Source organism: Pseudomonas sp. MM213 (genome assembly GCF_020423045.1).
In the GTDB taxonomy this organism is placed as follows: domain Bacteria; phylum Pseudomonadota; class Gammaproteobacteria; order Pseudomonadales; family Pseudomonadaceae; genus Aquipseudomonas; species Aquipseudomonas migulae.
On the sequence record NZ_CP081943.1, the window covers coordinates 6,012,004 to 6,033,647 of the forward strand.

Sequence of the window (21,644 nt, forward strand, 5' to 3'; positions counted from 1 at the left end):
ATCGGGATGACCTCGCAACGTACCCGCGAGCGTCTGATTCAGCGGTTGTACGAGGAAGGCATTTCCAACACCAAGGTGCTGGAAGTGATCCGCCTTACGCCACGACACCTGTTTGTCGACGAAGCGCTGGCGCACCGTGCCTACGAAGACACGGCGTTGCCGATCGGTAACAACCAGACGATCTCCCAGCCTTACATGGTGGCCCGCATGAGCGAGCTGCTGCTGGAGGCGGGGCCTCTGGACAAGGTAATGGAAATCGGCACAGGGTCGGGTTATCAGACCGCAATCCTGTCGCAACTGGTCGAGCGGGTTTTTTCCGTCGAACGCATCAAGGTTCTGCAGGACCGGGCCAAGGAACGCCTGGTTGATCTGAACTTGCGCAATGTGGTTTTCCGCTGGGGCGATGGTTGGGAAGGCTGGCCTGCGCTGGCGCCGTACAACGGCATTATCGTGACGGCGGTGGCGACCGATGTACCTCAGGCCTTGCTCGATCAGTTGGCACCTGGAGGGCGACTGGTCATACCGGTCGGTTCGGGTGAAGTGCAACAGTTGATGCTGATCATCCGCGAAGAACACGGGTTTTCCAGGCGTGTTCTGGGGCCGGTGCGTTTCGTTCCATTGCTCAACGGCCCCCTGGCCTGAGCATTTGTCCGGGCGCTGTGAATTCTCTTCGATTACCTCTGTCTTACAGCGGCGTCGATCGGTTAAACGGGTTTCATCGTCAGGTAGCAAACGTGTGCTTCGCTTCATTAAAGGTAAAGCCTGCACAGCCCGTTATACTGGTGACACTTCATGCCGGGAGCACGGCAATTCAATATTTCAGCCACCACAAAGGGAGCGGCGGGTGAGTCTCACAGTCATTGCGCAGCGAATGGGTATAACGAGCTTTCAGCGCCTGGTGACTGGCCTAGTCTTGAGTACCTTGCTGGTCGGTTGTTCCAGCAACAAGTCGAGCGACGTACGCGTCGTCGATCGCAACAATGCCGTGGCCCAGCGTCCGGCAGTGACCACGGGTCAGTATGTGGTTCGACCTAAAGACACCTTGTTCTCCATCGCCTTTCGCTACGGCTGGGACTACAAAGCCCTCGCCGCACGCAACAACATTCCTGCGCCTTACACGATACATCCGGGTCAGACGATTCGCTTTGACGGTCGCACCGGTTCAACGCCGGCGGCGGTGGCCAGCCCGGCCGATTCGGCGCCTTCATCGTCGAGTAAAACCACAGTAATCCGGCGCCAGCCAAATGGCGCAACTACGACGACAACGGTGGTTGCACCGTCCGTCGCCAACAAGCCAGCACCCGCTCCGATGCCTCCTGCAGGCCCGGCCCCGACCGGCTGGGGGTGGCCTTCTAATGGCATTCTCATTGGAAAATTCTCTTCAAACGGTAGTTTGAATAAAGGAATTGATATCGCCGGGGATTTGGGACAGCCTGTTTTAGCTGCGTCTGATGGGACGGTGGTATACGCCGGGAGTGGCTTAAGGGGCTACGGCGAATTGGTCATCATCAAACACAGCGACACCTACGTCAGTGCCTACGGTCACAACCGCAGGCTGTTGGTTCGGGAGGGGCAGCAGGTCAAGGTCGGACAGACAATTGCCGAAATGGGGTCAACGGGTACAGACCGGGTGAAACTGCATTTTGAGATTCGCCGACAAGGTAAACCTGTAGATCCGCTGCAGTTCCTGCCACGTCGTTGATTTGTTACCAGCCTGTTCCGTCACGTAGAGGGAACAGGCTCCAGCGTTGCCAAGGATAAAGGCGCCGCTTGAGCCTGAGGTCGAACTCACCAAAGGACTATAACAATGGCTCTCAGTAAAGAAGTGCCGGAGTTTGACATCGACGATGAGGTTCTCCTGATGGAGACCGGCATCGGTACGGATTCGATGTCGAATGATGAAGGGGCTGCTCCACCTTCCGTTCGTGCCAAATCCAGACACTCCGCCTCGTTAAAGCAACACAAGTACATCGATTACACGCGTGCGCTCGATGCCACGCAGCTGTACCTCAATGAAATCGGCTTTTCCCCTCTGCTGTCCCCCGAAGAAGAAGTTCACTTTGCACGCTTGTCGCAAAGTGGCGATCCGGCCGGGCGCAAACGCATGATTGAAAGCAACCTGCGGCTGGTGGTGAAAATCGCCCGACGCTATGTCAATCGTGGCTTGTCGCTGCTGGACCTGATCGAAGAGGGCAACCTCGGACTGATTCGGGCGGTAGAAAAGTTCGACCCCGAACGTGGCTTCCGCTTTTCGACCTACGCAACCTGGTGGATTCGTCAGACCATCGAGCGCGCGATCATGAATCAGACCCGGACCATCCGGTTGCCGATCCATGTGGTCAAAGAGCTTAACGTGTACCTGAGGGCCGCACGGGAGCTGACGCAAAAACTCGATCATGAACCCTCACCCGAAGAAATCGCCAACCTGCTGGAAAAACCGGTGGGCGAGGTCAAGCGCATGCTGGGCCTGAACGAGCGGGTTTCTTCGGTCGATGTCTCACTGGGTCCGGATTCGGATAAAACCCTGCTGGACACCCTTACCGACGACCGTCCGACCGATCCATGCGAACTGCTGCAGGATGACGACCTGTCCCAGAGCATCGATCAATGGCTCTCGGAACTGACCGACAAGCAGCGCGAGGTGGTGATACGCCGCTTCGGTCTGCGCGGTCATGAGAGCAGCACACTGGAAGATGTAGGCCTGGAAATTGGCCTGACCCGGGAACGCGTCAGACAGATTCAGGTTGAAGGCCTGAAGCGTCTTCGGGAGATTCTGGAGAAAAATGGCCTGTCGAGTGAGTCGCTGTTCCAATAAGCCAATCGCTTGAGCGGCATGCAAAAAGCCCCGACTGGTTCGGGGCTTTTTGTTGTCTGGCTGACGCGCCTGCAATGACGATATGTTTGTAGTTTTGCGGTGTAAGTCTTGGCTTACTCTTGCGTAAGTGTTCGCTATTTTTACACCCTGGAAGACGACTACTGTTTGCCGATGATTTTTTTAATGCTTTGATTTTTATAGGTATTTATAAAAATCAGGAGCATGTGACAGCGGATTTTTGCCGCGGAGGGCAATTGCTCTTGCTCGGGAATTCTCTAGTATTCAGGTTGTGTCGACGGACAGACACGCCCTTCAAGGATGAGGGGAAAGGACATTGCAGGATGCGATTCATCAGGACGATGAAAAGGAACACAGGGAATAGGGAAAAAATGTGGGCGGGTCAAACCGCCCCTTTTTTTGTCTTTTTTTTGGTTTGGATGTCACTTTATTTTCGAGTTTTGCGTGGTCTCCCCTGTAGGAGCTGGCTTGCTAGCGATGGCGGCTTGATAGCCGACCGTTTTCTTCCTGGTGTACATATCCGTTTCTGCGGTAACGGCTTCTATTGGTTTCGCTCTTACAGCGAGTCACTTGGAAAAGCCCCAAGTAACCAAGGGCTCTTGCCCCTTTCGTTCGGTGCCTCGCTAATGCTCGGCATGCCCTCGCTCCGGTCCTGCTCCGTGGGCCCGCCGCCATCGGCCATCCATGGCCGGGGGCGGCTAACCCGGCATCCATGCCGGGTTGCCCACTGCGCAGAACCTCCACTCGGCCTCTCGAGGGGGCGGGTACCTCAAGATCAAAAGCTGAAGGCGAGCTAACGCTCGGCCTGATGAGTGGTGAAAATCAAAAGCAAACGCGATTCCCTGTAGGAGCGAGGCTTGCCCGCGAAAAACGACCGGACAACGCGTGCTGTCTGGATAGACGCGGCGCACTTGAATCCATCGCCAGCAAGCTGGCTCCTACAGGAGTGGCGTGATCCCGGTTCTGTCTCACGATACAAAATTTGTAGGAGCCGGCTTGCTGGCGATGGTCGTTAACGATAACGCGTGAAACCTGCTTCAACGCGGCGTACTTGAATCCATCGCCAGCAGGCTGGCTCCTACAGGAGTGGCGTGATCCCGGTTCTCTCACACGACACAGAATCTGTAGGAGCTGGCTTGCCAGCGATGGTGGTCAACGATAACGCGTGCTGTCTGGATAGACGCGGCGCACTTGAATCCATCGCCAGCAAGCCGGCTCCTACAGGTTTTTGCGTTATCAACTTTTTTGCCTGCAGAAAAGCAAAAAAGGCCCGCAAGGGGCCTTTTCGGGAACGCAGGGTCAATCAGCGTTCGAGGTCTTTGATCTTGCCTTTGACGCCATCCCACTCTTCGGCATCGGGCAACGATTCTTTCTTCTCGGTGATGTTCGGCCAGATTTCGGCCAACTCAACGTTCAGCTGAATGAATTCCTGCATCTCTTCCGGGACTTCATCTTCGGAGAAGATGGCCACGGCAGGGCATTCTGGTTCGCACAGTGCGCAGTCGATGCACTCATCCGGGTGAATCACCAGGAAATTCGGGCCTTCGTAAAAGCAGTCCACCGGACAGACTTCTACGCAGTCGGTGTACTTGCACTTGATGCAGTTGTCGGTGACGACGAAGGTCATTTCTAATTTTCTCCTCAGGCGGCGGCAGCGGAGCCCCTTCACGTTGGGGTCGCCAGGTTTGGGAGCGATAGTCTGCAGGCCAGGCTATTAGCCTGCAGCATCCCAAACCGCGCGAGATTCTAACAGCTTGCAGGCAAGTGCGTTAGATCCGTGTCTTTAGTGTATAGAGCATTTCTAGTGCACGACGCGGTGTCAGGTCGTCCAGATCCAGTTTGGCCAGTTCTTCGAGTACCGGATGCGGCAGGCTGGCGAACATGTCGCTTTGCTGTGGCGCGGCCGATTTACCTTTGGCTGCCTTGGGCACTTCATGCGGCAGCGCGGTGGCTTCCAGGCGACCCAGGTGCTCGCGAGCGCGCACGATCACTTCGCTCGGCACGCCGGCCAGTTGTGCAACGGCCAGGCCATAACTCTGGCTGGCAGGCCCGGGCAGCACGTGGTGCAGGAACACGATGCGCTCGTTGTGCTCAGTGGCATTGAGGTGCACGTTGGCCACCAGCGGTTGCGCTTCCGGTAGCACCGTCAGTTCAAAATAGTGCGTGGCGAACAGCGTGTAAGCCCGCAGCTGTGCCAGGCGCTCAGCCGCCGCCCATGCCAGGGACAGGCCGTCGAAGGTGCTGGTGCCGCGACCGACTTCGTCCATCAGCACCAGGCTGCGCTCGGTGGCGTTGTGCAAAATGTTGGCGGTTTCGCTCATTTCGACCATGAAGGTCGAACGCCCACCGGCCAGATCATCGCTGGAACCGATCCGGGTAAAGATCCGGTCCACCAGCGACAATTCGCAACTGGCCGCCGGCACGAAGCTGCCGATGTGCGCCAGCAGTACGATCAACGCGGTCTGGCGCATGTAGGTGGATTTACCGCCCATGTTCGGACCGGTGATCACCAGCATGCGCGTGTTGTCGTCGAGGCTCAGGTCGTTTGCCACGAACGGCGTGGTCAGCACTTGCTCGACCACCGGGTGACGACCCTGGCTGATGCGCATGCACGGCTCGTCGACGAAGCGCGGGCAGTTCAGGTCGAGATTCAGCGCGCGTTCGGCGAGGTTGCTCAGCACGTCCAGCTCGGCCAGGGCTGCAGCGGTGTCTTGCAGCGGCGGCAATTGGCTGATCAAGTCTTCGAGCAGCGCTTCGTAGAGCATCTTCTCGCGGGCGAGGGCGCGGCTCTTGGCCGACAGCGCCTTGTCCTCGAACGCCTTCAGTTCCGGCGTGATAAAGCGTTCGGCGCCTTTGAGCGTCTGGCGACGGATATAGTCGGCCGGCGCCGATTCAGCCTGCTTGCTCGGCAGCTCGATAAAGTAGCCGTGAATGCGGTTGTAACCGACTTTCAGGTGCGACAGACCGGTACGGGCCTTCTCGCGTGCTTCCAGATCAATCAGGAACTGCCCGGCGTTTTCGCTGAGCGATTGCAGGTCATCGAGTTCGCTGTCGTAACCGGTTTTCAACACGCCGCCGTCACGGATCACCGCAGGCGGGTTGTCGATGATGGCTTTTTCCAGCAGGGCCGCCAGTTCCGGGTAGGTGCTGGTGGTTTTCGCCAGTTGAATAATGTGCGGTGCTTCCAGCTCGGCCATCGCCACTTGCAGCTCGGGTAATGCACCGAGGGCATCGCGCAGGCGCGCCAGGTCGCGAGGACGCGCATTACGCAAACCGATCCGCGCGAGAATCCGCTCGATGTCACCGATTTCCTTGAGCTGCGGTTGCAGCTTTTCGAAACGGTAACCGTCGAGCAGGCAGGTGATCGAGGTCTGGCGCGCCAGTAAAACGTTCAGGTCCCGCAGCGGACGATTCAACCAGCGGGTCAGCAAGCGGCTGCCCATGGCGGTCTGGCAGCGATCGACCACCGATTGCAGCGTGTTGTCGCGGCCACCGGCCAGGTTGGTGTCCAGTTCCAGGTTGCGACGGCTTGCGCCATCCAGCACCACGGTGTCGTCCAGGCGCTCATGGCGCAGGCTGCGCAAATGGGGCAGGGCGGTGCGTTGGGTTTCCTTGGCGTAGCTGAGCAGGCAGCCGGCAGCGCCGATGGCCAGGGTCAGGTTCTCGCAGCCAAACCCTTTCAGATCCTGGGTCGAAAACTGCTGGCACAGACTTTTCAGCGCCGAGTCGCGCTCGAAATCCCACGGCGCACGACGACGAACCCCACGGCGTTTCTCCGCCGGCAAATCCTTCGGCCAGTCATCCGGGATCATCAGCTCCACCGGATTGACCCGCTCCAGTTCCGCCAGCAGGTTTTCCCAGCCCTTGATCTCCAGCACGGAGAAGTTGCCGCTGGTGATATCCAGCACCGCCAGACCGAACAGACGCTCGTCACCCAGCACCGCCGCAATCAGGTTGTCCCGACGCTCATCCAGCAGCGCTTCATCACTGACCGTGCCCGGCGTGATGATCCGCACTACTTGCCGATCCACCGGCCCTTTGCTGGTCGCCGGGTCGCCGACCTGTTCACAGATCACCACCGATTCGCCGAGCTTCACCAGTTTCGCCAGGTAACCTTCCGCGGCGTGGTAAGGAATCCCACACATCGGAATCGCCTGGCCAGCCGACTGCCCACGGGCGGTCAGGGTGATGTCCAGCAACTTGGCGGCCTTCTTCGCGTCTTCATAGAAGATCTCGTAGAAGTCACCCATGCGGTAGAACATCAACTGGTCGGGGTGCTGGTTCTTCAGGCGCCAGTACTGCTGCATCATTGGCGTGTGAGAGGACAGATCGGAAATAGCTTTATTCATCAGTGGGTTACAATTTTTTATCTGAATTTGTGGGGCAACTTCAGGGGTATTTGGCGTGCGTTTTTCTTCACGCTCCCCCGCGTTCGCAGGTGTATTCAAGGGTATCACGTTGGTGGTCAAGAGCATTCCGCGCACTGCGCGTATCAGGTGGCGCAATTGTGCATAGTGTTAATGCGCCATCAGTGTATTGATGGATACGGGCATGTGGGCTGTTTTTCTGGTCATTTCTCGTTGCGAGTGAAGAGCTGCGAGATTAATTTTGGCTGGACGATTTTGTGTTGGAAACGTAGCGCCTTAGCATCGGAGCATACTTCCGCCAAAAGTTAATTTTAAGCATGGAATCAAGCCTTCTTACTAGCCATAATTAGTCTGGAGCCGCCGTGCGAAAAATTCACCCCGAATTTAATCAACCTTTGTTCGATACGCATTACGTGGAATAGCACATTATTTAATAATTTCGGGAGATGTAGTTCGGTCGTTGCATCGATCTCGGTAGATGCCATATTCGGCTTTCTACGTGAGAACAACATCGCAGGTAACAATAGACTTACGAACGAAGTGCTTCTCTCGATGCAGAAGTCTGCGTCCACGGCCTTTTTATGCAGTTCTTGAGGCGTGTATCGCCTTACATGGCAGCATAGTCATCGTTAGCACTCCACAACCAAGGATGCTGCGGTATGGTTAGTAACAATACCCTTCCTGGTTTTAGGGCTTTATGTAGTTGAGTAAGGACGGCTTCATATTCCTCGATGTGCTCAAGTATATCAAAGGCACCAATTGCATCGAATTCGTCTACAAACGGTACATGTCGCGCATCCATCTGCATGATCTGAGCAGAAGGTGCTCGAGCGGCTGCATATGACAAACCAGCAAGGAATATTTCACTCCCGCTTAGTGCCATTTCTGCATCCATTTTGGCGATGCCAGACAGAACAAAACCAGTTCCGCAGCCCACCTCTAGAAAGGTAGAAGCATTTTGCTTATAGGTTTGCAGCGCCCAGAGGATTAGTTCGTTACGCGCCCGGAACCAAAAGTTGGCAGCCTCCAACTGGGCTAGTTCCTCAAAATATTCAGGATTGCCCCCCCCCATTCGTGAACTCTGCTGCGTGAGCCTCGACGCCATTCAATCGGACGGGTTCATACCCACACGCTGGACAAACCCAGCCGTCTGAAGAAAAACTACTTGCGCACTGAAGGCAGGCTCTCATGATCGTGCTCCTTTATTTGTGGCGGAGAGCGGCGCGAATACAAAAAACCGTGATAGAACAAACAAGAAAATTGCTACCACGACGATTGCTATCGCCTGAACGATTTGATGTGGAAAGTCCAACCAGTCTACAAATAGCGACAACAGTAATAGATTTAATAAATAGCCCAGGAGCTGCGCCAGCAGGTAGCGGACTCCAGCCTTGCCAACATGCCCGTCATGGCGAAAGGTGAAGCTCCGGTTGGCAAAGAACCCAATTAACGCACCGATGAAGTACAGTGCGGTCATGGTTGATTTTGGGGTGTTTCCAAAGTATGTCAGAAGAAGATACAGCGTATAGCCTGTAAGATTGATCAGTAAGCCGATTAATACGTAACTGAACACCTGCCTTAAAGACTTTTTTCGTGCTACCTGGTTCATATGCAAATCAAGACTCATTTGTAGTGATCTGACCGAATGCGTTAGCAGAATCGTGATCAGAATATAAAAAGGCTCTCAAGGCGATGTTCTGCTCGCGCATCAGGAGTGACGGCGGATACAAATTTCCCACCCCCCACTAATCCGTAGGCTTCCTTGAACACATATCCGGGTAGCTTGAGTGTATGAGCTATTAATGTGCGAAAAAAGTGCTGCTTGAATGACGTTTCGACGATTGAGGGGGTGGAGTGGAATACGCTGAACTCTCCCTCTAGCGGCAGAACATCAATGACATTGTTCCAGAACTTTGCTCCCAGATCGTGAACATGTGCAGGGTAGGTGAAATCAAACTTTATATTAATCGCTTTGGTTATTTTTGACAGGGGGGTGACATAAGGTGTTCTGGCGTAAAAAACCCCATCTTTTTTAAGTGATGTCAATAGTTGAGCCAGAACTTCACGAGGCTCGGGTATGTGTTCTATAATTGCACTGGCAATAACCAGATGCATTGTTTTTTCCTGAATGTCTGTCAGGTCGCTCGGGCGGTAAAATTGTATGCGGTTGTCCGATGTTGCTATTGTGCTTTTGTTGTAATCAACAAGTGCAATGTTGACTTTTGCAGCGCCGAGGCCAATTAACTCCTGTGCAACTCGAGCTGAAATTGATCCGTCACCGCCGCCATAATCCAGAATAGAAATATCTCGTCCAGACAAACTGCCCAGAGTTGGAGCAGCGCACCGTACTATATGAGAGGCCATACGGTCTGGTGCATCTAAAGTGATTTTGTCCTCAGTGTCATCAAAAGTATCGTAATAGCGAGAGTAATATTTGCTCAGTGTTTCTGGTTTTGGCATTCTTGATGCGGACGCCGCATTGCAGTTTTTGCAGTGCAAAAGGGCTACATCCGGCGCGTCCTGCAATACTGCTACTTTTTTTCTTTCAGTTGCACTACAAAAAGGGCAAGAGACACTAGGCGCCAATAAATCCTGTTCTGACAAATGAGCTGACTGGTGGAATAAAGTAGCCTTCAGATTTTTTTGTGTCATGCCTTTTGCTCCAAATTGTATTCTTTCTCAAGCTCGAGAAGGTCTCGCTTACGTGTTTTCAAACGTTTGGCTGGAATTCCAAAGTAAACAGTCCATGCTTCTGTTGACTTGGTGACCAAGCTCATTGCGCCGATCGAAGTTCCTTCTTCCAGGGTGACGCCAGGGAAAACAACTGAACTGACTCCAACAATGGAGTGGCGTTTAATGTAAACCGGTGATTTGATTTCTTTTTTGAATTTGTCTGGAACAGTAGGGTTGGTCAGCGTTCGACCAGAATAGTCATCGGACTGAGCAAAGACGTGACAGCCGTATGCCAAGCCACAAAAGTCATCAAGTGTAACCCCGACCTCACCGCCCCCAACGTTACAGAAGACGGCAATATGGACGTTTTTACCAATAGTTACTTTTCCAGAAATGACACAAAAGTCATCAATGCGCGAGTTGTCGCCTATCTCCATAAGCTCCGGATTATAAATCGAAGCCTTATCGCTGATTTTGACATTTGAGCCTAGGTGTTTAAAGCCTAGAGCATTCAGAGATTCCTCATTTAAAAATGCCAAAGCCACCCTCCTTAATTATATATATGTTTCGCTTTTTGTGGACGACAGGCATGTTTAATTGTCAGGTTTTTGCTCGCTAAAGGTTATGCGCCTTACAATGTATAGAGGGCGCTTCTTGCTTTCATCGAAGGTCTTGCCAAGATAGATTCCGAGAATTCCAAGAATAGCGATGATTATTCCGCCGATAAAATACAGTGAAACAAACAAGCTGTTCCAGCCAGGAATAGATGAGCCATATATCAGCGCGTGGCTAAGAATATACGTTCCATAGCAAAAGGAGAAAAATGCCATCAAAAAGCCAAAACGTGTAGCCAATCGCAGTGGTTTGTCAGAGTGGGCGATGATGGTTTCAGACGCCAACTTCCAAAGCTTTGCGATAGTGTAAGTCGACTTACCCTCAAAGCGTTCAGCATGCTCTACATCTATGCTGGCAGTGGGAAAACCAATCCATTGCACTAGCCCGCCAAAGAATCGTAGTTGTTCTCCCATGCGGCGAAAGTTCTCCACCACCTTGCGTGACATGATGCGAAAATTACCGGTCTCTCCATCGTATTCAGTGTCGGTCAAATAGCTAAATACTTTGTAAAAGAACCAAGAGGAAATACGTTTCAGTGGTGGATCGCATCGTTCGCCGCGCCTGGCCAAGACGATGTCATAGCCTTCTTGTGCTTTGGCGTACAGGCGCGGAATTTCCTCAGGACGATCCTGTAGGTCGCAATCCATCACGACTACCCAATCTCCCTGACAAATATCCAGCCCTGCGGTGATGCCATAGTGCTGACCGAAGTTGCGGCTGAATTGCATGCCCCGCACTCGCGGATCTGCTGCTGCCAGCCGCTCGATCACATCCCAGGAAGTATCACCACCGCAGTCTTCGACCAGCACAATTTCAAAGTTTTCCGATATCGTTTCAAGTGCAGCCTTCAAACGCAGATAAAGTTCATCAAGGCAGCTTTCGGCCTTGTACACAGGGATAACGACGGAAATCTGCGGGGATGTCATGCGTTTACGTTCCAAATAATGTGCGCAACGATAACGCACGTCCATTGCGGGCTTTGTTTCGGTCGCGGCTGTGACAGAAGCGACGCGTGTACTGTATGAGGATCAACTCACCCAGGAGGGCGAAGTGGCCATTCCATCGAATGTCGTCTGGCCGATGGGGGCGACTACTTTGCATTTTTTAATTTTTTGTCGAATTCAGCGGATTGCACGATTGCCTTCACGTGGGCTGCGCTGGAAAGCTGGTGATTTTACGGGTAACAGGTGGGCTCTGTCATCTGGCAGCCTCCGTTTAGCCGGTCAGTTTTCTCCTGTTTGACGAACTGTCTGACTGATGCCGAACGTGTTGCAATTGCGGGCTGTAATGGAGCAGTGAAACCAGGTACCTATTTTTGGAGTGAATGCTCGCCAGATCTACGTGCCAAATGGCCATACAGTGCCGTTCCTGTTAATGAGGTTTGAGGACGGTGAGCAACTGAGGCTTCTCTACTGATTGTGCTCGATCTATGCAATGTATTATGCAAATACGCATTTGCTTCCCAAAAAAAGATCAAGCACTATGCGCGTTATGCAAAAACGCAATGTTTCTTCCGTCTTAAGAGCGCTGCTCGATCAGCACGGGATCTCCCCCACGGAGCTTCACCGTCGCACCGGCGTGCCTCAATCCACTCTCTCGCGGATCCTCAGCGGGAAGATTGTCGATCCTTCGGATAAGCACATTTCGAAGATCGCCGAGTACTTCGCCGTGAGCACCGATCAGTTGCGTGGCCGCGCGGATGTCGCGCCTGCCGTCAATTCCGGTCGCGATGAATTGCATTCCGAACTCAAGGACATAAGCCTGTGGGACGACGATACGCCTGTCGATGACGACGAGGTGTCGGTCCCCTTTCTTCGCGAGGTTGAATTGGCTGCTGGATCAGGAAGATTCGTCATCGAAGAAAGCGAGCGCTCTAGCTTGCGCTTCGGCAAGCGCAGTTTGCGCCACAATGGTGTGCAGTTCGACCAGGCCAAATGCGTGACGGTGCGTGGTAACAGCATGCTGCCGGTACTGCGTGACGGCGCCACCGTGGGGGTCAATGCCGGCAAGTGCGGGATCGGCGATATCGTCGATGGCGACCTTTATGCGATCAACCACAACGGTCAGCTGCGGGTTAAACAGCTTTATCGCTTGCCTACGGGGATTCGCCTGCGCAGCTTCAATCGCGATGAACATCCGGACGAGGACTACACCTTCCAGGAGATCCAGGAAGAGCAGATTGTCATCCTCGGCCACGTCTTCTGGTGGGGCATGTACGCCCGCTAACCTCGTCGCTGTCAGATAAAACCCGCCATCGTGCGGGTTTTTTTTCGCCTGCTGAAAACCGCCAACGCCTTTGTCTGCGGGGCTTTCATGCGTCAGTGCATTAGCAATGCATAAATAAATGCATTTATGCATTGACTGTATATGCATCCATGCATATTCTTTGTCTCAAGCCGCTCAACAAAGCAGCTCGAAACGAAGTTCTTTAGTTCCACGACAAAGGCAGCGATGAACCGGCCTCAACGGTTCAGAGGGTTGGCAACTGACCCGGGTGTGCAGCGTAAAGCACCGAAAGCAGTTATCCGGCGGGCAGGGACCGCGGTCGGAAAAACAATCTGAATGGACCCGTACCGCGCCAGTAGCGCCGAAAGGTCAACGCGAAGGACCGCATTACTGAAAAGCCCGGCAAGCGCCGGGCTTTTTGGAATGCCTACCTCGTACGAGGTCGATCAACCTCATCCACAGAAAGGATTCGGCACAAGCCAGGAGGCGTCGTGATGTTGAAAGATTGCAGGTGTGGGCAGTGCAAAAGACTGCTCGCCCGGGTGGGTGAGTTCACCGAGCTCCAGATCAAATGCTCCCGCTGCGGAACATTGAATCACGTGAAGGCCGCGAGCCTTGAGCGATCGCCATTGAGCGACAAAGAAGCGACGCATGCCGCAACTTCCCAATTGGCATAGAGCTGTTGGGTTAATCGTTCAGGAGAAACATATGCAACGTTTTACAGGTGTAGCCCAATCGTTCATGAATGCGTGCGAAGCGATCGCACCCGTTGCTGGTGGGAGATGGAGGATCTGGTCAAGAAAACCTTCAATCGTCCAGCGCAGGCAGAGGAGATGTTCCAATTCAAATTGTTGATGGACGGAGGTTATTTCTCCAACGAAGGCGTTGGCCCGAAGGGCACGCCACTTTATCAACTGACGTGGAAGGGTTATGCGTTGCTGCAGGCTATGCGCCGTAACGAAAACGTTTGATAGCGGGTATGCGATGGGGGCAACTCACCGGCATTGCCTGAGTTCTGCGCCCGGTAACGTGGTTGAAGGGCAGGCTTGTCGATGGGCAGGCCTGCTATCCGAAGCAAAATCAGGACGATGGTCTTCGACAGGTAGCGTGGAAAGACACGCGCCCCCTATTTATGGCCTCGTATTCGCGGGGCCTTTTCGTTACGCAATTCACCCCAGGAGGCGTGACATGACAAACGAGCAACAAGCGTTGCTGGACATGCCGATCTGGCTAGTCATCGTGCTCGCCCTGGTGGGCGGGGTAACCGGCGAAATGTGGCGTGCCGACAAGGAGGGCGCTCGCGGCTGGTCATTGCTGCGGCGTCTGGCCTTGCGTTCCGGGGCCTGCATGATTTGCGGGGTGTCGGCCATCATGCTGCTGTACGCCGCCGGCCTGTCGATCTGGGCTGCCGGCGCGTTTGGCTGCCTCACGGCGATGGCCGGCGCCGATGTCGCCATTGGCCTTTATGAGCGCTGGGCGGCCAAGCGGATCGGCGTGTGTGAAGTGCCGCCGCGTGATTCCCGCCCGGATCAATAAAGCCAGGTCCCTTTGCCGTTCTGGCATCCCCGGTCCGCTGCATGAACCCACGCAGCCGGACGCCTCGAAATTTGAATGGAAGCCACTTATGTCCCTCGACATCGATAAGCCGTCGCGTCTGTTTTTTGCCATTGCCGACGCGCTGCGTGCGGTTGGCCCGGGTTTGAAGGTCGGAGGCCGTCAGGACTTCGACGGCACGTTCGATCAGGCGTGGGTCCTGATCGCCATCGAACGCAATGCAGCCGGCGACCGCGCCCATGACGGGCGCATCGCCCATGTTTTGTCGATCTCGCTGCAAATCATTGTGCCGCCGACGCTGAGTAATCCGGGATTGGCCGCAGGCGATCTGGCGAGCGTACTCAAGGGATTGGCCACGGATAACCGCTGGGGCCTGCCGGGTAGTCAATGTGACCTGCCCATGAATATCGATGCCTTGCCGTCGACGCTCATCAGCGGTTCGCAGGAGTACCTCGCCTGGACCCTCTCCTTTACCCAGACGATTTACCTCGGCGCATTGCTGCTGGAGGACCCGCTGGGCATCCCGAAATTCGCCAAAACCTGGGAAGTCTCGAACATCGACGACCCGGACCAATACACCGCACTTGAGGGCTGAGCCATGTTCGATGCGCTTTTACGTCAGCAGCTCGGCCCGATCATTGAGCGGCTGGCCGAGATGGAGGCCGAACTTGAAGACGTGCACCGGCGCAGCGACAGCCTGTGTCGTATCGGCGTGTGCCAGGAAGTCGATGCGGCCAGCAATACCTGCCGCGTCAGCCACTCAGGATTGCTGACGCCGGCCATCCGTTTTTTCAACCCCAGCGCCGGGGCGCAAAGCGAGTCGCGGATCCCCTCGGTCGGCGAGCAATGCCTGTTGCTGAACCATGGCGGCGGCGAGGGCGGCGCTCAATCCGTGGCGTTGTTCGGGCTTAACGGTAATCGGTTTCCACCCGCCTCGACCCAGGCTTCGCTGACGCGTCGCCTCTATCTGGACGGTACGGAAAGCGGTTACGACGACGCCCTCCATGCCTTGCACTGGAAGAACGGCCCGGCGGCGTTCAATGGCTCTCGCGAAGCGCTCGAGTTGAATCTCGGCCCGGCGAGGCTTGCGATCACGCCTGAGGCCATCGAACTGCAACTGGGCGCGGTCGGCTTGCGACTCGACGCTTCCGGTGTGCACCTGAGCGGCCCGGTGGTGGATCACCAGGGACGCGTCATCAGTACCGCATAAAGAGTTTCCCATGATCGGAATCGAAAGAAACACCGGGGCGGCGGTCGATGACTGGCCGCAGTTTGTACAGCGCGCAACCCGAGCGCTGACCACGCCGTTGGGTACCCGGCAGAAGCGTCCTTTGTATGGCTCGCTGATCCCGGAACTGCTGGGCCGCAACCTCGGGGACGACTTGCTGATGCTTGCCCAGAGCCACGCGGCGCAGGCGTTCTACAACCCGCAGAACGGCATCGATGATTTCCAGCCGCAGGTCATTGTGGCCAGCCGGCAAGGCGCCGGGTTGGTCCTGCGATTCGCCGGCACCTGGCAAAACCGCAAACAGACTTTCGAGGTGGTGACATGAGCATGTTGATACCCGGCCAGAACCAGTTGGCCGAACCTTCGATCGTCACCGTCGAAGCGTTCGAGGATTTGCTCGCCGAGTTCAAGACGTTTGTCGTCGAGTACGTTGGCGCCCGCGCTCCCGAGTCGGCGGCAAAGATCAAGGTCAGCCTCGAAAACGAAAGCGAGTTGCTGACCCTGGCCCTCGAGGCCTTTTGTGTGCGCCTGCAAATCCACGAACGCAAATACAACGCCCGCATTAAGCAGATGCTGGCCTGGTGGGCGACTGGCAGCAACCTCGATGCCCGCCTTGCGGACATGGGGCTTGAGCGTCAGTTGCTGGACCCTGGCGACCCGGCGGCATTCCCGCCGATTGCGCCCGTGTACGAAAGCGACGACGACGCCCGGTTGCGTTATTACCTGGCGCCACACGCACCGGCCGCCGGTTCACGCATGCAATATCGCCGCGAGGTCTTCACCCTCGGCGAGCGTCCTGTGGTGAAGGTGGACACTCATGCACCGGGCGAGGTGACGGTCACGTACACCTTCGATCCGGACGGCTACGCGGCGCAGGTCAAGGACGGCAATGGACGCCGCACGGCGCCCGGTGAAGTGATGGTCACGGTGCTGGCTCGGGAGGGCGATGGCACTGCGTCCGATGACCTGCTCGACGGCGTGCGGCGGCACTTCGCCCGGCCCGACGTCCGACCGGAAACGGATCGGGTCACAGTGCAAAGCGCCCATATCAAAAACTACAAAATCCGCGTCGTCGCCCGAATCAACGCCGGCCCTGATTCGGGGCTGACCAAGGTTGCCGCGCAACAGCAACTGCAAGCGTATGCCCAGAGCTGTCATCGACTGGAAGGGCGGATCGATCCGAGCTGGATCGACTACACGCTGCATAGTGCCGGCGCGGTTCAACTGGACATTCTCGAACCGGTCGAGCCGATTGTGACGACGGCGTTTGAAGCGCCTTACTGCACCGGGGTCGAGGTCGAGGTGCTCACGCTATGAGTGACCAGAGGCCGCGCCCGAGCCTGTTGCCAGCCAACAGCTCACCGTTGGAAAAAGCCCTCGATATCGGCTTCGGTGCATTGCTTGACCGCATCGCGCCGCCGTTCCCCGAGCTGATGAACCCGACCTCGACGCCTCAGGTATTTCTGCCTTATCTCGCCGCGGATCGTGGTGTCAGCGAATGGAGCACCGAGGCCGCCGAGGCGGAAAAGCGTTTGACCGTTGAACTGGCCTGGCCCACCGCACGGCAGGCCGGGACACGCCAGGCCCTGGAAAACGCCGCGAAAGGATTGCGGCTAATGCCTGAGGTGCGTGCCTGGTACGAGCAGACACCGCCGGGCGCGCCTTACAGCTTTTCCGTCAGGGCATTTACCGAGCAACCCTACAGCGAAGAAATCGACGCTCGTCTCGACCGGCGTCTGGCGGACGCCAAAAGCGAGCGCGACGTTCTGTCGGTGTCCGTCGGCTTGAGCGCATTCGGCAGTCACGTCATTGGCGCGGCGACGGTGTGCGGCGAACTCACCACGGTGTATCCGATTGTCATCGAAGGGCTTGAAGCCTCGGGGCAGGCCTTCATGGCCGCCGGGCTCTACGCCGTTGAAACATCCACTATTTATCCTCAGGGGTCCTAAATGGCCGACTATTACACCCTGCTTACCAATGCGGGGATCGCCTACGAAACTGCCTGCAAGGCGGCGGGCGTGCCGATCAAACTGTCGCAGATTTCGGTCGGTGACGGCGGCGGCGCGGTTTACAACCCGGCGGCAACCGCCACGGCGCTTAAACGAGAAGTGTGGCGCGGGCCACTGAATGCGCTGTTCCAGGACGAGAAAAATCCGAGCTGGCTGCTCGCCGAAGTGACCATCCCGCCAGAAGAGGGCGGTTGGTATGTGCGTGAAGCCGGGCTCTGGACCGACACCGGCATCCTCTACGCCATCGTCAAATACCCGGAGTCGTTCAAGCCGGTGCTGGCGACGTCGGGCTCGGGCAAAGAGTTCTACATTCGCTCGATTTTCGAGACCAGCAACGCGTCGCTCGTGACGCTGTTGATCGACGACACCGTGGTCAAAGCGACGCGGGCGTGGGTGATGGGGTATCTCGCCGACGAACTGGCGAAGCTGGATGGCAAGCAATCAGTTCGCGTGGCCACCACTGAAAACATCGTGCTCAGTAGTGCGCAGCAAATCGACGGCGTCGCGGTGCTTTCCGGGCAGCGAGTGCTGGTGACAGCGCAAACGCTGGCGAAGGACAACGGCATTTATGTTGCGGCCAACGGTGCCTGGGTGCGAGCGGCGGATGCCAATGCCAGCGCCAAGGTGACGCCAAGCCTGACCGTGATGGTCGAGGAGGGCACGGCGAATGGTGATTCGCTTTGGCACCTGATCACGAATGGGCCGATCACGCTGGGCACTACGGCGCTGAGCTTTGAAATGCTTGCGGGGCGGACGGGGATTCAGGCGGGGACTTACAAGAGTCTGACGGTCGATAAGTACGGCCGCGCCACGGGTGGTACCAATCCAGAAACGCTGGCCGGTTTTGGGATCAAGGACACTTACACCAAGCCTGAAGTCGAAGCGCTGATTGCGCAGGTCTCGGCGCTGCCGGTCGGGAGTATGCTCGGGTTGCCGGTGAACAAGGTTCCGCCCGGCTTTCTTGAGCTTGACGGCAGTGTTCGGAGCATTGCGACCTTTCCTGACTTGGCCGCGTTCCTTGGGACGGCGTTCAACCAGGGCAACGAAGGTGCAGGGAATTTTCGCCTTCCTGAATCGCGTGGCGAGTTTTTGCGCGGTTGGGACCATGGACGCGGGGTGGACGTTGGTCGTGTCTTGGGTAGCGGCCAGCTTGGTCAACTGGAAGAGCACGAGCACGGGGCAAGGTCCGGCTTGGGGATTACCGGAACAGGAAGCAATGCACTCGTAGCGTTCGCAAATACTTCCGTCGGTAGCTCGCTGTCGACCGGTGCGGTTTCCAAATATGGAGGAAGTGAGACCCGGCCACGAAACCTTGCCGTGATGTGGTGCATCAAGGCCTGGAACGCCCCGGTCAATCAGGGAACCATCGACGTGGCGGGCCTGGCGGCACAAGTGGGAGGCCTGGAAGCCAGACCACGCGGCGTAGGTGATGGCCAGACCTGGCAGAACGTCACCGCCAGTCGCGTGAGTGGCACCGTCTACACCAACACCACTGGTCGACCGATTCAGGTTCAAGTTGCAATCCAGTCCGGCTCGGTCACAGCCACCTGTGGTGGTGTAACTCTCACGACCTCGGGCTTTCACGCCGCCTTCGTTGTCCCGGTCGGAACAACCTACTCCGTGACTCTCTCAAGCCCTGTCAATGCTGTCTGGTCGGAGCTGCGCCCATGAAGTATTTCCACAATCCACAGACCGGTAACGTCAATGCTTACGAAGATGACGCTCCCGCGCACTTCATCTCTGCCGGGTTGGTGCCTATGTCTGATGAAGAGGTTCAGGCGTACATCCAGAGCGCAACAGCGCCCACGACCACGAAAGCGGACGATGAGCGAAAGTGGCGCGATGCCGAACTGGTTTCGCTGATGTGGTTACGTGAGCGTCATCGCGATCAGCGTGAAATCGGAGGGCATACCACGCTGACCGCAGAGCAGTTCGGTGAGTTGCTCGTGTACATCCAGGCACTGCGCGACTGGCCTCAATCACCGGACTTCCCCGATACCCAGCATCGCCCGGTCGCTCCGTCCTGGATCGCCGAGCACACCCAATAAACGCCCCGCACCGCCGGGGCGTTTTCTTATCCGCAACACAAACACACACACAACACCCGACAGCCCCTTACCCAAGGGGCTTTTTCGTTTATGGAGAAACAGAAATGGCAGAACGCCAAACGTACACCGTGCTCCTTCCATTCCCTACCGGGGGTGGTCACTGGTCGAGCATCGGCCAGGAACTGCAACTGCTCGATGTGGAGGCCAGTGCGCTACGCAGCGCTGGTCGTCTGGAGCTGAAAAAAGCCGAGGCTGCCGATTCGGCCTCTCCATCCACCGCAGCGAAAAAAGCTGCTGCCAAGAAGGCTGAATAACCATGGCTGAGGTTTTGAACTTCGAGCACAACGGCATCACCGTCAATGCCACCGAATCCCCCGAGGCCATGGGTGGCCTGGGTGACAACGTCATCGGTCTGATCGGCACCGCGCCGAAGGCAGACCCGTTGATTCCACGCAATGCGCCATTCCGCATCAACAGCTTCACCACCCAGGCGCTGCTCGACCCGACCGGCACCGAGGCAGGCACGCTGTATCACGCGGTCTTCCAGATCCTGAAAGTGGTCAAGGTGCCGGTCTACGTGGTCATCGTCGAAGAGGGCGCGACCCCGGCGGACACGCTGAACAACGTCATCGGCGGCGTCGATCCGCTGACCGGCCGCAAACTCGGCCTCGCGGCACTGGGCAGCGTGCCCGAAGACCTGACCATCATCGGCGCGCCGGGCTTCACCAGCACCAAAGCCGTGGCCGGTGAGTTCGCCTCGTTCGGCAAGCGCATCAAGGCCCGTGTGGTGCTCGACGGCAAGGATGCCGCGGTCGCCGACCAGGTGACTTACAGCCAGGAACTGGGCGGCGCGGAACTGGGTTTCGACCGCTGCCTGCTGGTGCACAACATGCCGTCGGTGTACTCCAAGGCAGCGAAGAAAAACGTGTTCCTGTCGCCTTCGAGCCTGGCCATCGCGGCCCTGGCCAAGGTCAAGCAATGGGAGAGCCCGGGCAATCAGGTGACCTTTGCCGAGGACGTTTCGCGCGTCGTGGAATACAACATTCTCGACAAATCCACCGAAGGCGATCTGCTCAACCGCTACGGCATCAGCTACTACGCCCGCACCATTCTCGGCGGCTTCTCGCTGCTGGGTAACCGTTCCATCACCGGCAAGTTCATCAGCTACGTCGGCCTGGAAGATGCGATCAGCCGCAAGCTGGTCAAGGCCGGCCAGAAAGCCATGGCCAAGAACCTCACCAAGTCGTTCATGGACCAGGAGGTCAAGCGCATCAACGACTGGCTGCAAACCCTGGTCGCCGACGAAACCATCCCCGGCGGCAGCGTGTACCTGCACCCGGAATTGAACAGCGTCGAGAAGTACAAGAACGGCACCTGGTACGTGGTCATCGACTACGGCCGCTACGCGCCGAACGAACACATGGTTTATCAACTCAATGCCCGCGATGAAATCATCGAGCAGTTCCTGGAGGACGTTCTCTAATGTTTACCAACCGCGTAAGACAGGCCATCGCGGCCACCCTGCAAGGCTTGCCGTTGTCGGCGACCGTGGAAGAGTTCACCCCGCCGAAGATCGAATTCGATATGGAAGCGATGGCGGGCGGGCGCTTCATCGCCGAAGAAATGATCAAGAGCGGCAAAGTGCTGGGCGCGACCCTCATTTTGCAAGGCGTTGGCGCCGAAGTGATGCTCTCCCTCGGCGTGAAGCTGGGCGACGACATTTTGTTGAACGTCCGTGAAGCCGGTCAGGATCAGGATGGCAACACCTGGTTCACCTACCACACCGTCGGCGGCAAGCTCAAATCGCTGACCGAGGCCAAGCTGAAGATGGGCGAAAAACCCCTCACCACGCTTGAGCTGTCCTGCCGCACCTACAACCGCCTGGAAAACGGCATCCCGGTGATCGACATCGACGTGCGCACCCAGAAGTTCGTGCTCAACGGCGTCGACATTCTCGGCGGCGCCCGTCGCGCGGTGCTGATCCCTTAAGTCGCACTGCGAGCACCGAACTGTGGGAGCGAGCCTGCTCGCGATTGCATTGTGTCAGTCGACATCACTTTTGAATGTGAACCCGCTATCGCGAGCAGGCTC

General features: G+C 56.6%; 24 protein-coding genes. 17 read left to right on the forward strand and 7 right to left on the reverse strand.

Annotated elements, in window-relative coordinates; genetic code table 11:
- The first annotated feature begins 6 nt into the window (after positions 1-6).
- From K5R88_RS27290 to rpoS, 3 genes are all read left to right on the forward strand, one after another.
- Complete coding sequence (locus K5R88_RS27290; protein WP_226300288.1) at positions 7-642, forward strand: protein-L-isoaspartate(D-aspartate) O-methyltransferase; 636 nt, start codon at positions 7-9, stop codon at positions 640-642.
- Positions 643-844: 202 nt separating this feature from the next.
- Entirely contained in the window at positions 845-1,702 is an 858-nt protein-coding gene (locus tag K5R88_RS27295) for a peptidoglycan DD-metalloendopeptidase family protein (RefSeq protein WP_223453202.1), read from the forward strand.
- A 105-nt stretch (positions 1,703-1,807) separates the two neighbouring features.
- A complete protein-coding gene (gene rpoS, locus K5R88_RS27300; protein WP_008029016.1) occupies positions 1,808-2,815 on the forward strand; it encodes an RNA polymerase sigma factor RpoS in 1,008 nt (335 codons plus the stop codon).
- A 1,321-nt stretch (positions 2,816-4,136) separates the two neighbouring features.
- On the opposite strand, the gene fdxA is transcribed toward rpoS, so the two are convergent.
- The 7 genes from fdxA to K5R88_RS27335 all read right to left on the reverse strand — a co-directional run bounded on the left by fdxA (position 4,137) and on the right by K5R88_RS27335 (position 11,459).
- Positions 4,137-4,460, reverse strand: coding sequence for a ferredoxin FdxA (gene fdxA / locus K5R88_RS27305; RefSeq protein ID WP_007908827.1), 324 nt, complete (start codon positions 4,458-4,460; stop codon positions 4,137-4,139).
- A gap of 142 nt (positions 4,461-4,602) precedes the next feature.
- Positions 4,603-7,170, reverse strand: a complete 2,568-nt coding sequence (gene mutS / locus K5R88_RS27310; RefSeq protein WP_223453239.1) for a DNA mismatch repair protein MutS — start codon at positions 7,168-7,170, stop codon at positions 4,603-4,605.
- A 637-nt stretch (positions 7,171-7,807) separates the two neighbouring features.
- A complete protein-coding gene (locus tag K5R88_RS27315) occupies positions 7,808-8,272 on the reverse strand; it encodes a class I SAM-dependent methyltransferase (RefSeq protein WP_226298713.1) in 465 nt (154 codons plus the stop codon).
- Positions 8,273-8,386: 114 nt separating this feature from the next.
- Positions 8,387-8,827, reverse strand: a complete 441-nt coding sequence (locus tag K5R88_RS27320) for a GtrA family protein (RefSeq protein ID WP_226298714.1) — start codon at positions 8,825-8,827, stop codon at positions 8,387-8,389.
- A 38-nt stretch (positions 8,828-8,865) separates the two neighbouring features.
- Complete coding sequence (locus tag K5R88_RS27325; RefSeq protein WP_226298715.1) at positions 8,866-9,852, reverse strand: class I SAM-dependent methyltransferase; 987 nt, start codon at positions 9,850-9,852, stop codon at positions 8,866-8,868.
- On the reverse strand, positions 9,849-10,418 hold the full coding sequence (locus K5R88_RS27330) for an acyltransferase (protein ID WP_329959890.1): 570 nt from the start codon (positions 10,416-10,418) through the stop codon (positions 9,849-9,851). The genes K5R88_RS27325 and K5R88_RS27330 overlap by 4 nt, the downstream gene beginning before the upstream one ends.
- Positions 10,419-10,466: 48 nt before the next feature.
- Positions 10,467-11,459 carry a glycosyltransferase family 2 protein gene (locus K5R88_RS27335; protein WP_223453207.1) on the reverse strand — a complete coding sequence of 331 codons (993 nt, stop codon included), beginning with the start codon at positions 11,457-11,459 and terminating at the stop codon, positions 10,467-10,469.
- A 520-nt stretch (positions 11,460-11,979) separates the two neighbouring features.
- Here K5R88_RS27335 and K5R88_RS27340 point away from each other — a divergent pair.
- The 14 genes from K5R88_RS27340 (at position 11,980) to K5R88_RS27405 (ending at position 21,542) form a co-directional block, all read left to right on the forward strand.
- Entirely contained in the window at positions 11,980-12,714 is a 735-nt protein-coding gene (locus K5R88_RS27340) for a LexA family transcriptional regulator (RefSeq protein WP_226300289.1), read from the forward strand.
- A 494-nt stretch (positions 12,715-13,208) separates the two neighbouring features.
- Positions 13,209-13,391: a Com family DNA-binding transcriptional regulator gene (locus tag K5R88_RS27345; RefSeq protein ID WP_226300290.1), complete on the forward strand. Its 183-nt coding sequence runs from the start codon at positions 13,209-13,211 to the stop codon at positions 13,389-13,391.
- A gap of 105 nt (positions 13,392-13,496) precedes the next feature.
- Positions 13,497-13,685: a hypothetical protein gene (locus K5R88_RS27350; RefSeq protein ID WP_226298717.1), complete on the forward strand. Its 189-nt coding sequence runs from the start codon at positions 13,497-13,499 to the stop codon at positions 13,683-13,685.
- 217 nt (positions 13,686-13,902) lie between these two features.
- On the forward strand, positions 13,903-14,250 hold the full coding sequence (locus K5R88_RS27355) for a phage holin family protein (protein WP_008039324.1): 348 nt from the start codon (positions 13,903-13,905) through the stop codon (positions 14,248-14,250).
- 88 nt (positions 14,251-14,338) lie between these two features.
- Positions 14,339-14,863 carry a hypothetical protein gene (locus K5R88_RS27360; RefSeq protein WP_226298718.1) on the forward strand — a complete coding sequence of 175 codons (525 nt, stop codon included), beginning with the start codon at positions 14,339-14,341 and terminating at the stop codon, positions 14,861-14,863.
- A gap of 3 nt (positions 14,864-14,866) precedes the next feature.
- Positions 14,867-15,478: a phage baseplate assembly protein V gene (locus K5R88_RS27365; RefSeq protein WP_008039320.1), complete on the forward strand. Its 612-nt coding sequence runs from the start codon at positions 14,867-14,869 to the stop codon at positions 15,476-15,478.
- 10 nt (positions 15,479-15,488) lie between these two features.
- Complete coding sequence (locus K5R88_RS27370) at positions 15,489-15,821, forward strand: hypothetical protein (RefSeq protein WP_008029983.1); 333 nt, start codon at positions 15,489-15,491, stop codon at positions 15,819-15,821.
- On the forward strand, positions 15,818-16,813 hold the full coding sequence (locus K5R88_RS27375; protein ID WP_223453211.1) for a baseplate J/gp47 family protein: 996 nt from the start codon (positions 15,818-15,820) through the stop codon (positions 16,811-16,813). Before K5R88_RS27370 ends, K5R88_RS27375 begins: the two co-directional genes overlap by 4 nt.
- A complete protein-coding gene (locus K5R88_RS27380; RefSeq protein WP_223453212.1) occupies positions 16,810-17,445 on the forward strand; it encodes a phage tail protein I in 636 nt (211 codons plus the stop codon). Before K5R88_RS27375 ends, K5R88_RS27380 begins: the two co-directional genes overlap by 4 nt.
- Positions 17,446-19,176, forward strand: a complete 1,731-nt coding sequence (locus K5R88_RS27385; protein ID WP_226298719.1) for a phage tail-collar fiber domain-containing protein — start codon at positions 17,446-17,448, stop codon at positions 19,174-19,176. It abuts the gene before it with no gap.
- Positions 19,173-19,553, forward strand: coding sequence for a phage tail assembly chaperone (locus K5R88_RS27390; protein WP_008039313.1), 381 nt, complete (start codon positions 19,173-19,175; stop codon positions 19,551-19,553). The genes K5R88_RS27385 and K5R88_RS27390 overlap by 4 nt, the downstream gene beginning before the upstream one ends.
- 104 nt (positions 19,554-19,657) lie before the next feature.
- The gene (locus K5R88_RS27395; protein WP_008029992.1) at positions 19,658-19,867 is read left to right on the forward strand and encodes a hypothetical protein; all 210 of its coding nucleotides are present in this window, start codon (positions 19,658-19,660) and stop codon (positions 19,865-19,867) included.
- 2 nt (positions 19,868-19,869) lie between these two features.
- Positions 19,870-21,036, forward strand: coding sequence for a phage tail protein (locus K5R88_RS27400; protein WP_223414422.1), 1,167 nt, complete (start codon positions 19,870-19,872; stop codon positions 21,034-21,036).
- Positions 21,036-21,542 carry a phage major tail tube protein gene (locus tag K5R88_RS27405; protein ID WP_192228509.1) on the forward strand — a complete coding sequence of 169 codons (507 nt, stop codon included), beginning with the start codon at positions 21,036-21,038 and terminating at the stop codon, positions 21,540-21,542. Before K5R88_RS27400 ends, K5R88_RS27405 begins: the two co-directional genes overlap by 1 nt.
- The last annotated feature ends 102 nt before the right edge of the window (positions 21,543-21,644 follow it).